Origin of the sequence: Pseudomonas sp. NPDC086278, from assembly GCF_050280905.1 — a bacterium.
GTDB lineage: Bacteria > Pseudomonadota > Gammaproteobacteria > Pseudomonadales > Pseudomonadaceae > Aquipseudomonas.
Genome location: NZ_JBNNWE010000003.1, coordinates 13410 through 26641 on the forward strand (window position 1 = coordinate 13410; position 13232 = coordinate 26641).

Annotated in this window: 12 protein-coding genes; 11 read left to right on the forward strand and 1 reads right to left on the reverse strand. The window is 60.6% G+C overall.

Annotated features, from left to right (window positions below; translation table 11 throughout):
* Positions 1-205 precede the first annotated feature (205 nt).
* Positions 206-424: a hypothetical protein gene (locus tag ACQKP4_RS01655; RefSeq protein ID WP_427629993.1), complete on the forward strand. Its 219-nt coding sequence runs from the start codon at positions 206-208 to the stop codon at positions 422-424.
* An 18-nt stretch (positions 425-442) separates the two neighbouring features.
* On the opposite strand, the gene ACQKP4_RS01660 is transcribed toward ACQKP4_RS01655, so the two are convergent.
* Positions 443-1363, reverse strand: coding sequence for a helix-turn-helix domain-containing protein (locus tag ACQKP4_RS01660; RefSeq protein WP_427629791.1), 921 nt, complete (start codon positions 1361-1363; stop codon positions 443-445).
* A 162-nt stretch (positions 1364-1525) separates the two neighbouring features.
* On the opposite strand from ACQKP4_RS01660, the gene ACQKP4_RS01665 reads away from it, so the two are divergent.
* The 10 genes from ACQKP4_RS01665 (at position 1526) to ACQKP4_RS01710 (ending at position 12831) form a co-directional block, all read left to right on the forward strand.
* Complete coding sequence (locus tag ACQKP4_RS01665; RefSeq protein ID WP_427629793.1) at positions 1526-2884, forward strand: glutamine synthetase family protein; 1359 nt, start codon at positions 1526-1528, stop codon at positions 2882-2884.
* Positions 2885-3016: 132 nt separating this feature from the next.
* Positions 3017-4105, forward strand: coding sequence for a polyamine ABC transporter substrate-binding protein (locus ACQKP4_RS01670; RefSeq protein WP_427629795.1), 1089 nt, complete (start codon positions 3017-3019; stop codon positions 4103-4105).
* On the forward strand, positions 4102-5394 hold the full coding sequence (locus ACQKP4_RS01675; RefSeq protein ID WP_427629797.1) for an NAD(P)/FAD-dependent oxidoreductase: 1293 nt from the start codon (positions 4102-4104) through the stop codon (positions 5392-5394). The genes ACQKP4_RS01670 and ACQKP4_RS01675 overlap by 4 nt, the downstream gene beginning before the upstream one ends.
* Positions 5395-5537: 143 nt before the next feature.
* Positions 5538-6134 (forward strand): paraquat-inducible protein A, encoded by a 597-nt coding sequence (locus ACQKP4_RS01680; RefSeq protein WP_427629799.1) that lies wholly within the window; start codon positions 5538-5540, stop codon positions 6132-6134.
* The gene (locus ACQKP4_RS01685) at positions 6131-6787 is read left to right on the forward strand and encodes a paraquat-inducible protein A (RefSeq protein WP_427629801.1); all 657 of its coding nucleotides are present in this window, start codon (positions 6131-6133) and stop codon (positions 6785-6787) included. The genes ACQKP4_RS01680 and ACQKP4_RS01685 overlap by 4 nt, the downstream gene beginning before the upstream one ends.
* Positions 6768-8411 carry an intermembrane transport protein PqiB gene (locus tag ACQKP4_RS01690; protein ID WP_427629803.1) on the forward strand — a complete coding sequence of 548 codons (1644 nt, stop codon included), beginning with the start codon at positions 6768-6770 and terminating at the stop codon, positions 8409-8411. Before ACQKP4_RS01685 ends, ACQKP4_RS01690 begins: the two co-directional genes overlap by 20 nt.
* A 20-nt stretch (positions 8412-8431) precedes the next feature.
* Positions 8432-8998: a PqiC family protein gene (locus ACQKP4_RS01695; RefSeq protein WP_427629805.1), complete on the forward strand. Its 567-nt coding sequence runs from the start codon at positions 8432-8434 to the stop codon at positions 8996-8998.
* Between the two features lie 150 nt (positions 8999-9148).
* A complete protein-coding gene (locus ACQKP4_RS01700) occupies positions 9149-10162 on the forward strand; it encodes an iron ABC transporter substrate-binding protein (RefSeq protein WP_427629806.1) in 1014 nt (337 codons plus the stop codon).
* A 3-nt stretch (positions 10163-10165) separates the two neighbouring features.
* Positions 10166-11764: an ABC transporter permease gene (locus ACQKP4_RS01705; RefSeq protein WP_427629808.1), complete on the forward strand. Its 1599-nt coding sequence runs from the start codon at positions 10166-10168 to the stop codon at positions 11762-11764.
* The gene (locus ACQKP4_RS01710; RefSeq protein ID WP_427629810.1) at positions 11761-12831 is read left to right on the forward strand and encodes an ABC transporter ATP-binding protein; all 1071 of its coding nucleotides are present in this window, start codon (positions 11761-11763) and stop codon (positions 12829-12831) included. Before ACQKP4_RS01705 ends, ACQKP4_RS01710 begins: the two co-directional genes overlap by 4 nt.
* Positions 12832-13232 lie beyond the last annotated feature (401 nt).

Below are 13232 nucleotides of genomic sequence, written 5' to 3' on the forward strand. Positions count from 1 at the left end.
CAACCTTTTTGCTTGCCTTGATGCCCTCGAACCGAAGGCATGCGGGCGCACCGCCAACCGTTCGTAACAAAGTCAGGCACCGTTGGCGGTTTCATGGCTAAGGTATTAATCACGCTTGTCCATTCGGGACAGTGACTGCACACGGAGAAGCAGAATGCGGATATTCACAGCCATGTTGGCCTCTTCCCTGTTGGCGTTAGGCTTGATGGCGCACACAGGGTTTGTCAGTGCTGAAGGTGACGTCGCCAAGGACATCAGGGACGACAATCGTGACCTTGATAAAGGCGTGGATCATGACGCCAGCGAAATCGACAAGGGCGTCAAACACGATGACGACGAAATGGACAAGGAAGCGCGGCACCTGGACAAAGAACGCCACAAAGAAGACAAACACCTCGACAAAGAGGCGAAGAAAGACCTTTGAAAATAAAAGAGCCCGGTTTCAGACCGGGCTTTTTTTCGTCCCGGCGCGCTTGAGCGTTTCGCTGGGAAGTTCGTTGAACAAGGCGCGATAACTGCTGGAAAACCGGCCTAAATGCCAAAACGAGCCATTCATCGCCACTTCGGCGACGGTGGTTTCATTGGGCGTTTTGGCCAGCAGTTCCCGGTGTGCGCTGTTGAGGCGGCGCAAGCGCAACCAGTGAGTCGGCGTCATCCCGGTGAAGGCCTTGAACGCGTGCTGCAACTGACGCAAAGACACCCCGGCAACCTGGGAAAGCTCCATCAGGTTGAGGGTTTCTTCCGGTGAATCGGCGGCCCATTCACCGATGCGCTTCATGATCGTCCGCTCTTCGGTTCGTCGCTGCAGGCCGCCGCGATCAAGGCGCACGCAGGCGTTGTCGAGGATATACAGGCAGTCTTCGAGCAGTTGCTGCGTCAGCGCTTCCTTGCTGGGCGGGTCCAGGGTTTCGGCCAGCCGGGTCAACGTGCCGCTCAGCCAGCGGCTGAACAAGGCGTTCTGCCCCGAGTTCAGCGGCGACATGAACAAGCCTTCCAACCGCGCGACATTCAAACCGTGACGCTGCACAAACTCCGGACCGAACACCACGGCGATTTCCTGGTAGTTCTCCGGGGTGATCCAGATGTTGCGACTTTCGCCATTGAGCACGTACAGCGCGTTGTCGCTGCGGTCGAAACAGAACGCCAGCGAGCCTTGGGGGGCGCTGAAATTCTGCTCGACGCGGGTGTTCATCTGTTCCTCGTAGATTTCCACGCCGTGCAGGTCCAGGTAACGCACGCGTCCGGCGAAATGCCCCGGCGACATCTGCTGATAGTGCTGCACCCAACCCGGCGTGGCGCGGATCTGCGCGGCGACATCATCGGTGTTGAACGCTTGAACCTGTAACGGACTGGACGCTGACATGGGATGACCTTACGCACTCGTTTGGTGCGTTTTGGTGCTGCTTAAAGTGGATAGATGGATCTGCAAGGCTCGCCCAAGATAGTCGTCAACGCGCCTCAGGGGAAGCGTGGGGTGGATGAAACCTCCCTCCCCGGCGTTAATAAAACCAATAACGAGGTCTTTATGAATGTCCCCTTCGATCAGCTGTTCACGTGGCTGAAAGATCACAAGATTACCGAAGTCGAGTGTGTGGTCAGTGACTTGACCGGCATTGCACGCGGCAAAATTGCACCCACCAACAAGTTCCTGCATGAGCGAGGCATGCGCCTGCCGGAAAGTGTGCTGTTGCAAACGGTAACCGGGGATTTTGTCGACGACGACATCTACTACGACCTGCTCGACCCGGCCGACATCGACATGGTCTGCAAGCCGGACGCCAACGCGGTGTACGTGATTCCATGGGCCATCGAGCCGACCGCGATCGTGATCCACGACACCTTCGACAAGTTCGGCAACCCGATCGAACTGTCGCCACGCAACGTGTTGAAGAAAGTCTTGCAGTTGTACACCGACAAAGGCTGGCGGCCGATTGTCGCGCCGGAAATGGAGTTTTACCTGACCCAGCGCTGCGAAGACCCGGACTTGCCATTGAAGGCGCCGATGGGCCGTTCGGGCCGCGCGGAAAGCGGTCGTCAGTCGTTTTCCATCGACGCCGCCAACGAATTCGATCCGCTGTTCGAAGACGTCTATGACTGGTGCGAACTGCAAGGGCTGGACCTCGACACGCTGATCCATGAAGACGGCCCGGCGCAGATGGAAATCAACTTCCGTCACGGCGACGCGCTGGACCTGGCGGACCAGATCACCGTGTTCAAACGCACCATGCGTGAGGCGGCGCTCAAGCACAACGTCGCCGCAACCTTCATGGCCAAACCGATTGGCGATGAGCCCGGCAGCGCCATGCACATTCACCAGAGCGTGGTCGACATCGCCACCGGCCAGCCGATTTTCGTCGATGCCGACGGCAACATGAGCGAGCTGTTCCTGCACCACATCGGCGGCCTGCAAAAGTACATCCCGAAAGTGCTGCCGATGTTTGCACCGAACGTGAACTCGTTCCGCCGCTTCCTGCCGGACACCTCGGCCCCGGTCAACGTCGAATGGGGCGAAGAAAACCGCACCGTCGGCCTGCGCGTGCCGACCTCCAGCCCTGAAGCGATGCGCGTGGAAAACCGTTTGCCCGGTGCCGACGCCAACCCGTACCTGGCGATTGCCGCGAGCCTGTTGTGCGGTTACATCGGCATGGTCGAAGGCGTCGAACCGAGCGCCGCGGTGCAGGGCCGAGCCTACGAACGTCGCAACCTGCGCCTGCCGATCACCATCGAAGATGCGCTGACGCAGATGGAAGAATGCACAACCGTCGAGCGTTACCTGGGCGAAAAATTCGTCCGTGGGTATGTCGCCGTGAAGCGCGCCGAACACGAAAACTTCAAACGGGTGATCAGCTCCTGGGAGCGGGAGTTCCTGCTGTTCAGCGTCTGAAACCCGGCTGTGACATGAGATTGCATTTCCCTGTGGGAGCGGTGGGTCAGTCACTTCAATGTTGAATGTGCCACCGCTTTCGCGAGCAAGCTCGCCCCCACAAAAAATCCAACAATTCCAAGAGGTGTCGATATGCGTCTGTTGAAATCCGTGGTTCCGGTCGCGCTGGCCGTGTTGTTCAGTGCCGTGGCACAGGCTCAGCCAACCGTCAGCGTCTACAACTGGACCGATTACATCGGCGAGACCACCCTCGCCGACTTCCAGGCCAAAACCGGGATCAAGGTGATCTACGACGTCTTCGACTCCAACGAAACCCTGGAGGGCAAACTGCTCGCCGGGCGCACCGGGTATGACGTCGTGGTGCCATCCAACCACTTCCTCGCCCGCCAGGTGAAGGCCGGTGCGTTCCTCAAACTGGACCGCGCGCAGCTGCCGAACTTCAAGAACCTCGACCCGAAACTGCTGGCGCTGCTGGAGAAGAACGACCCGGGCAACGAGCACTCCGTGCCGTACCTGTGGGGCACCAACGGCATCGGCTATAACGTCGACAAAGTCAAAGAAGTGCTGGGCATCGATCACATCGATTCCTGGGCGGTGCTGTTCGAACCGGAAAACATCAAGAGACTCAGCAAGTGCGGCGTGTCGATGATGGACTCGGCGGACGAAGTGTTCCCCGCGATCCTCAATTACATGGGCATGGACCCACGCAGCGAAAACCCCGAAGACTTCAAGAAAGCCGAAGCCAAGCTGCTGAGCATTCGGCCGTACATCACCTATTTCCACTCCTCCAAGTACGTGTCGGACCTGGCCAATGGCGACATTTGCGTAGCGTTCGGTTATTCGGGTGACGTGTTCCAGGCGGCCAACCGCGCCAAGGAAGCGAAAAACGGCGTGAACATCGCCTACGCCATTCCCAAGGAAGGCAGCAACTTGTGGTTCGACCTGCTGGCTATTCCCGCCGATGCCGCCAACCCGAAAGAAGCGCATGCCTTCATCAACTACCTGCTCGACCCGCAAGTGATTGCCAAAGTCAGCGCTTCGGTCGGTTACGCCAACCCGAACCCGGCCGCGAAGGAATTCATGGACCCGGCACTGGTGAACAATCCCGAGGTGTACCCGCCGCAGGCAGTCCTCGACAAACTCTACATTTCGACCACCCCGCCCCAGGCGATCATGCGATTGATGACCCGTTCCTGGAGCAAAGTGAAGTCCAACAAATGAACAACCAACACGCGCAATCCTATTACGCGGCGACCGCCCACAGCCTGACGCCGTTGCCCTCGCTGGCCGAGGACCTGGTGGTCGATGTCTGCGTGATTGGCGGCGGTTTCACCGGGGTCAACACCGCGATCGAACTGGCGCAGCGCGGGCTCTCGGTGGTGCTGCTGGAAGCACGGCGGATCGGCTGGGGCGCCAGCGGGCGCAACGGCGGGCAACTGATTCGCGGCATCGGCCATGATGTCAGCGGTTTGGCCCGTTATGTCGGCGCAGAAGGCGTGCAGTACATGGAACGCGCGGGCGTCGATTCGGTGGAGCTGGTGGGCAAGCGCATCCGCGAACACGGGATTGACTGCGATTTGCGCTGGGGCTTCTGCGAGCTGGCCAACACCCAGGCGCAATTCGAGGCGTTCAACGTCGAGCAGGCGCACCTGGCGGCGTCAGGTTATGCCCATGAGACGCGACTGGTCGGCCCGCAACAGATCCGCCAGCAGGTGGTGAACTCGGGCGTCTACGCTGGCGGTCTGATCGACATGGGTTCCGGCCATTTGCACCCGCTGAACCTGGTGCTGGGTGAAGCACGACTGGCGCAATCGCTGGGGGTGAAAATCTTCGAGCAGAGCCCGGTGCTGGAGTTGATCCACGGCAGCACCGCGCAGGTCCGTTGCGCCGGTGGCACCGTGCGCGCCGGCAGCCTGGTGCTGGCGTGCAACGCCTACCTTGATGAACTCGAACCGAAACTCAGCGGCAAGGTACTGCCAGCGGGCAGCTACATCATCGCCACCGAACCGTTGTCGGCAGACATGGCCGCGCAACTGATCCCGCAGAACCTGGCGCTGTGCGACCAGAAAGTCGGCCTGGATTATTACCGGCTCTCGGCGGACCAGCGCTTGCTGTTCGGCGGTGCCTGCCACTATTCCGGTCGCGATCCGGCAGACATCGAAGCGTACATGCGCCCGCAGATGCTCAAGGTGTTCCCGCAGTTGGCCAACGTGCGCATCGACTATCAGTGGGGCGGCATGATTGGTATCTCGGCCAATCGTTTTCCGCAGGTCGGGCGCTTGAGCCAGCACCCGAACGTGTTCTATGCCCAGGGATATTCGGGGCATGGCCTGAACGTCACGCACTGGTGCGCAAAGCTGTTGGGCGAGGCGATCCACGCGGGGCACAGTCAGGGGTTTGATGTGTTCAGCGCCGTGCCGCACATGACCTTCCCCGGCGGGCCATTACTGCGCTCGCCATTGCTGGCGCTGGGGATGTTCTGGTATCGCTTGCGCGAGTTGCTGGGCTGAAGCGCAACGATGACCGGTTCACCGCCGACGAAAAACGATAACCCGGCCTGGCAGCCAATTGCGCCTTTCGGTTTGCTCTATCGCGAGGCGCTTCTATATTGAGGAGGTGCTCATTATTTCCTGACCCTCGTCGAGCCTGGCCCATGGTGTCTACAGACCAGTTGATCATTTGCGAGCACTGCGACTGTGTGTATGAAAGAGTCACGCTCGCCAAACATCAAAAAACCTTGTGTACCCGTTGCGGCGGCGTGCTCCAGCGCTATAACGGCCTGACGGTCGAGCAACGCCTGGCGCTGACGTACGCGGCGTTGGTGCTGTGGATTTTCGCCAATTTCTACCCGGTCATGAGCATCAACCTGCAAGGCCTGAAAAACAGTGCAACGCTCTGGGATTCGGTCATGGCACTGAGCCTGGGGCCGATCACGTTTATCGCCATGGTCGCGGCCATCGCGATGATCATCGCGCCGATTTTCCAGCTGTTGCTGTTGATCTGGGTCCTGAGCTACGCCCTCGCCTCTCGCCGCGCGCCCGGGTTCAAATTCTGCATGCGCTGGCTGGAAAGCCTTCGGCCCTGGAGCATGCTCGAAGTCTGCCTGCTGGGGGCGATGGTTGCGGTGATCAAACTCGCCGGGCTGCTCGATGTGCTGCCCGGCATCGGTCTGTTTGCCCTCGCCGTATTGAGCCTGATGATGATCCGCCTCGCCGGGCGCGACATCCGCGAACTGTGGGACATCTCATGACCAGGCCTCCCGTCGCCAGCGAACTCAACCTGTGCCTGTGCCATACCTGCGAGATGGCCTGTGACATGACCGACAACCCGCAACAATGCGAACGCTGCGGCGCGCCGCTGCATCGACGCAAAAGCAATTCGCTGGCCCGGACCTGGGCTTTCATGTTCACGGCGCTGGCGTTTTATATCCCGGCCAATCTATTGCCGGTGATGAACACCAAAATGGTCGGTAATGGCGCCGACAGCACAATCATGAGCGGTGTGCTGGAGTTCTGGGAGGCCGGCGCCTGGGACATCGCGCTGATCATTTTCATCGCCAGCATCGCGGTGCCGGGCATCAAATTCGTCGCCATCACGCTGCTGCTGGTCACGGTCCACCGCGACAGCCAGTGGGCGCGCAAGGAACGCTCGAAGCTGTACCGGTTTGTCGAGGTGATCGGCTATTGGTCGATGCTGGACGTCATTGTCGTTGCGCTGGTGGCCTCACTGGTGAAGTTCCAGGCCCTGGCCGACATCGAGCCGCGTGCAGGCATCCTGTTCTTTGGCCTGGTGGTGGTGTTCACCATGCTCTCGGCGATGAGTTTCGATCCGCGACTGATCTGGGACAAAGAGCCGCAAAACCTACAAAACGAGGAGGTCATGGATGAAGTCGCAAGCCACTGACGGGCCGCAAGCCCCTGGGCAAGCATCGGTAAAGACCCGTCGTTTCAGCGTGTCGCTGGTCTGGATCGTGCCGATTGTGGCGGTACTGGTGGGCATTTCGCTGGTGGTCCACAGCCTCCTTCAGGAAGGACCGACCATTGTCGTCAACTTCAAGACCGGTAGCGGGCTGACCGCCGACAAGACTGAGGTCAAATACCGCAGCGTGGTCATTGGTCGCGTCTCCGACGTGCAGCTCAGCGACGACCAGAAAAGCGTCAACGCCACGATCAAACTGGCCAAGCAGGCTGAAAGTTTCACCCGTGAGGATTCGCAGTTCTGGGTGGTACGGCCGCGCATCGGCGCGGGCGGCGTGTCGGGCATCGATACCTTGTTGTCGGGTGATTACATCGGCGCCGATATCGGTCAGGCCAATGGACGTGCGAAGAACTTCCAGGGGCTGGAGAACCCGCCGCCCATCACTTATGGCGAGCCGGGCAAGCGCTTCACCTTGCACACCGAAGACCTTGGCTCGCTGGACATCGGTTCGCCGGTCTATTACCGCAAGATCCCGGTCGGCCAAGTGGTCGCGTACGCCCTCGACCCGGACGGTAAAGGTGTGAATATCGAACTGTTCGTCCACTCACCGAATGATCAATACGTCACGGAAAATACCCGGTTCTGGAACGCCAGCGGTGTGGATGTGAGCGTCGGCGCCAATGGTTTTTCGGTGAAGACCGAGTCGTTGTCGTCGATTCTGGTGGGTGGCATCGCGTTTCGCGCGCCGCAATACAGCCCCGACGACAAGCCGGCAGCGGAAGAGTACGCCTACGAACTGTTCGACGATCAGCAGAGCGCCCTCGCCCCGCCGAACGGCAAGCCGCAATACCTGAGCCTGCGTTTCGAGCAGGCCCTGCGCGGCTTGAAGGTCAATGCGCCGGTGGAATTCCTCGGCATGGAAATCGGCAAAGTGGTCTCGATCAACCTCGATTTCGACCCGACGAAAAAAAGCTTTCCGGTCAACGTCGGGATCGTCATCTACCCGCAACGGCTGGGCCAGGCGCACATCAAATTGCTCAAAGCCTTCAATCATGACCCCAACGACGAAGCCGGCGGTATCCGACTGATCGGCGGTTTCGTCGAAAACGGCCTGCGCGCCCAGGCCCGCAGCGGCAACCTGCTGACCGGCCAGTTATACATCGCGCTGGACTTCTACCCGAAAGCGGAAAAAGTCGCGTTCGATCCGAACGCCCGTCCGGTGATGATCCCGACCGTTCCAGGCAGCCTCGAAGAACTGCAAGGCAAACTCGAAGCCATGGTCGACAAGGTCAACAAACTGCCGATCGAGCGCATTGCCAACAACCTCGACAGCAACCTTGTCGAACTGCGCAAAGGCCTGACCCAGTTCAACGCCAAGACCTTACCGAGCGTGCAAACCACACTCAACGACGTCAGCAAAACCCTGCAATCCGCCAACTCGACCCTGGCCGACGACTCGCCGCAACGCGAGCAACTGACCCAGACCATGGACGAACTCAAACGCATGTCGCGCTCCCTGCGTGAACTCTCGGATTACCTTGGCCGGCATCCGGAATCGTTGATCCGTGGCCGACCTGACGACGCCGGGCCGAAGGAGCTGAAACAGTGACCCTGACAGGAGCAACACGCATGGCTTGTTCGCCGAAGATTCCCCTGGTTGCCGCACTGCTGCTGCTCGCGGCATGCCGCAGTCAACCGATTCACTACCACACCCTGATGCCGTCCCATCCCGGCGGCCCGGCGCGGGGCAGCGTGACCGAAATCCAGATCGAGAGCGTCAGCGTGCCAGCGCAAGTCGACCGGCCGCAGGTAGTGATTCGCGAAGGTAACAGCGGTTTGGCGTTTCTTGAAACCGAATGGTGGGGGGCGACGCTGGCGGAGGAACTGCGCAGTGCACTGGTGGATCAACTGGCCGACGTCAACCCTCCACACAGGTTGTCACTGCTGGTCGATGTGCAGCGCTTTGATTCGATTCCCGGCCAATACGGGCTGATCGATGCGACGTGGCGCCTGCGCGGTGTTGGTGCCGCTGCCACCAGCAACGCCTCGGTCACCTGCCGCAGCACGTTGCAGACACCGTCGGGCGCGAGCATTGACGATCTGGTGACGGCGCAGCAGAACAACGTCAAGCGCCTGGCTGCGTTGATTGGTCAAGCGGCCAGCAACCCGCAAAAAGGTTGCCCGCCCAGCCAATGAATTAACGATTTTTTCTCATGTCGGGCCGTACATTTGCCGCGCGCCAAACATGCAAATGATTCCTATTGAACTACACTGATCGGCGACCTTCCCCGTCGATTCTGTCGAATCTGCGTGCACGATTCTAAAAAAAACAGGAGCCGCCACAGAATGAATCCCTCTTTTCCTTCGTTCTTCAAACAAGCACTGCTGGCCACTGCGTTGATCACTGCGGGCCACGTCTATGCAGCGGATACGGTTGGCATCGTGGTCTACAACGCGCAACACGAAAGCCTGACCAAGTCCTGGGCCGAGGGTTTTACCGAGGAAACCGGCATCCCGGTCACGTTGCGCAACGGCGACGACACCGAAATGGGCAACCAGATCGTGCAGGAAGGCAGCGCCTCCCCGGCCGATGTGTTCCTCACCGAGAACTCCCCGGCGATGGTGCTGGTCGACAACGCCGGGCTGTTCGCCCCGGTCGCGCCGACCACCCTGGAGCAGGTGGACGCGGCGTATCGTCCGGCGCATGGCAAGTGGGTGGGGATCGCCGCCCGCTCCACGGTGTTCGTCTACAACCCGAGCAAATTGCCTGAGGCCGAGTTGCCGAAATCGTTGATGGACCTCGCCGACCCGAACTGGAAAGGTCGCTGGGGTGCCTCCCCCGCCGGGGCCGACTTCCAGGCCATCGTCGCGGCGGTGCTGGAGCTCAAGGGTGAAGCCGCCACCCTGGCGTGGCTGAAAGGCATGAAAAGCAATTTCACCGCGTATTGCGGCAATAGCGCCGTGCTCAAGGCGGTGAACGCCGGGCAGATCGACAGCGGCGTGATCTATCACTATTACAGCTTTGGTGATCAGGCCAAGACCGGCGAAAACAGCAAGAACACCGCGCTGTATTACTTCAAGCACAAGGATCCGGGGGCATTTGTCAGCATCTCGGGCGGCGGTGTACTGGCGTCCAGCAAACATCAGGAACAAGCCCAGGCCTTCCTCAAATACGTCACCGGCAAAGACGGCCAGGAGATCCTGAAAACCGGCAAGTCGTTCGAGTACGCGGTGGGCAAAAACGCCGAATCCAATCCAAAACTGGTGCCTTTGCAGCAGCTCGATGCGCCGAAAGTCGACGCGTCCAAACTCGACAGCAAAAAAGCCGTGGAGCTGATGACTCAGGCGGGACTGCTTTAAGTGATGCCTGAAACCTTGCCAACGGGTATCCCTTCGGCGATGCCCGCCCACTTGCGACGTCGTGGCCGTGGCCTGTTTGCCGGTCGTGGCGGCGCGTGGGTGATCGGTTTGTCAGTGCTGGTGTCGTTGCTCTCGCTGCTGCCGATTGCCTTCGTGATCGGCGTCTCGATTCAAACCGGCTGGACGGCGATTGTGCCGCTGGTGTTCCGGCCACGGGTCGGTGAGTTGCTGATCAACACCGTGCTGCTGGTGTTGCTCACTATTCCGCTGTGCGTGGCGCTCGGCTTGACATTGGCCTGGTTGACGGAACGCACCAATTTGCCCGGTCGACGCCTGTGGTCGTTATTGGCGACGGCGCCGCTGGCGGTGCCGGCCTTCGTCCACAGTTACGCGTGGGTCAGTCTGGTCCCGCCGATTCACGGATTGTTTGCCGGGGTGCTGGTCTCGGTGATCGCCTATTTCCCGTTTCTGTACCTGCCGATTGCCGCCACCTTGCGCCGGCTCGACCCCGCCATTGAAGACGTCGGCGAATCACTCGGGCTCAAGCCCTGGGCGGTGTTTTGGCGCGTGGTGTTGCCGCAATTGCGCTTGGCAATCTGCGGCGGCGCGTTGCTGGTCGGCCTGCATTTGCTGGCCGAATACGGCCTGTACGCGATGATTCGCTTCGACACCTTCACCACCGCCATTTTCGATCAGTTCAAATCGACCTTTAACGGTCCGGCCGCGAACATGCTGGCCGGGGTGCTTGCCCTCAGTTGCCTGGCGATGCTCACCGTCGAATCGGCGGCTCGCGGCAGTGCGCGTTACGCCCGGGTCGGCTCCGGCAGCGCTCGCGAGCAAAGGGTCGTGCGCCTGTCATCGACCACCACCGCACTCGCGCTGATCCTGCAGGGGCTGACCTGCGCACTGGCACTGGGTGTGCCGTTGATCACGCTCGGCCAATGGTTGATCGCGGGGGGCGCGCAGGTCTGGGACTTGCCCGCGTTGCTGCCGGCGCTGGAACAAACGCTGCTGTTCGGTGCGGCGGGTGCCGTTCTGACCACCTGCGCCGCCGTCCCGATTGCCTGGCTGTCGATTCGTTCACCGGGCCGCTTGCAGCGATTGCTGGAGAGTTGCAATTACATCACCAGCTCGTTGCCGGGGATTGTCGTGGCCCTGGCATTGGTGACGCTGACCATCCATTTCGCCCGGCCGATCTACCAGACGACGATTACCGTGCTGCTTGCCTATCTGCTGATGTTTTTGCCGCGCGCCTTGATCAGCTTGCGCGCGGGCATCGCCCAGGCGCCGGTGGAACTCGAAAACATCGCCCGCAGCCTCGGCCGCACGCCGGCGCGGGCGTTGTGGCTGATCACCCTGCGCCTGGCCGCGCCCGGTGCAGCAGCGGGCGCCGCGCTGGTGTTTCTGGCGATTACCAATGAATTGACCGCCACCCTGTTGCTCGCACCCAACGGCACGCGCACCCTGGCCACCGGTTTCTGGGCACTGACCAGCGAAATCGACTACGCCGCCGCCGCGCCTTACGCGCTGCTGATGATCCTGCTGTCGCTGCCGTTGACGGCGATTCTCTATCACCAATCCAAACGCACGGCGGGCCGATGAACGCACTGGAACTCCATTCGATCTACAAGGCCTACGGCAGCCATCAGGCCCTGGAAAACATCAGCCTGTCGGTGCCCACGGGCAGCCGCACGGTGGTGGTCGGGCCGTCCGGTTCGGGGAAAACCACGTTGCTGCGGATGATCGCCGGGTTTGAATTTCCGGATTCGGGCCGGCTCACGCTCAATGGCCAGACGCTGGTCGACGAGACGCATGAAGTCCCGGCGCATCAGCGTCTGATCGGCTACGTGCCGCAGGACGGCGCCCTGTTCCCGCACATGAGCGTGGCCGCCAATATCGGTTTCGGGCTGGCGCTGAAGGGCGAGGCCAGGCAGTTGCGCATCGCCGAGCTAATGGACAGCGTGGCGCTGGACTCGAACATGGCGAACCGTTGGCCGCACGAACTGTCCGGCGGCCAGCAGCAACGAGTGGCGCTGGCCCGGGCCTTGGCGCAGCAGCCGCGCCTGATGTTGCTCGACGAACCGTTTTCAGCGCTCGACACCGGCCTGCGCGGCGCCATGCGCAAAATGGTCGCACGGCTGCTGGCCGACGCGGGCGTCACCACCATTCTGGTGACCCATGATCAAAGCGAAGCGCTGTCGTTCGCCGATCAGCTGGCAGTGATGCGCGACGGTCGGCTGGTGCAGTCGGGGCATCCGCTGGATCTTTATCGCTATCCCGAAGATCAGCAAACCGCGCTGTTCCTCGGCGATGCCGTGGTCATGCCGGCGCGGATTGAAGCCGGCTGGGCGCATTGCGATTTGGGGCGCATACCGGTCAACAACCACCGAAACAACAACACCGCGCAGATCATGTTGCGCCCCGAGCAACTGCACCTGGTCGACATCCAGCCCGGCGCGGCCGAAACCGGCGGCTGCCGCGCGGTGGTCACCGAGCGTGATTTCAGCGGAAACACCTGCACCTTGACCGTGGAATTACAGGCGCTGAACGGCGCTGAACAACCCGGTCGATCCCTGACGGTGCGCAGTTCCGGCATGTACGCGCCGCCCGCCGGCAGTGCGGTGCAGGTCTCGACCATCGGCCACGCCCACGTGCTGAGCGAACCCTGAAGCGGCCGGGTCAAGCCGGGCCCGGTACACGCTCATCGGGTGCTCTTTGAAACACCGGGATCGGAAGTCGACAAGTCAATCAAACCGACATGACCTTGAATGAAAACAATTCAGTAAAAACAACTAAGGGCTGCAGCAACCGTCATCTAAAAAGATCAACTTCCGTAGGGCTTTTCCACTAACGGTCGCGATGAACGGCAGAAGTCTGAACAGCGGCTGTATGGCATTGAAATAAACGTCTCATCGACCGGTTTTTGATGTTCCTTTCACAAATTCGGGCATAACCTTGCGTCCATTCACTGTGACGCTGCAAGGCGAACGAACCGGCTGCCCAAGGGCGTAAAAGTCAAACCGTGAGTTTTGTCACGTTTACCCGTAACCAATTGATACGGCTTTTGTTT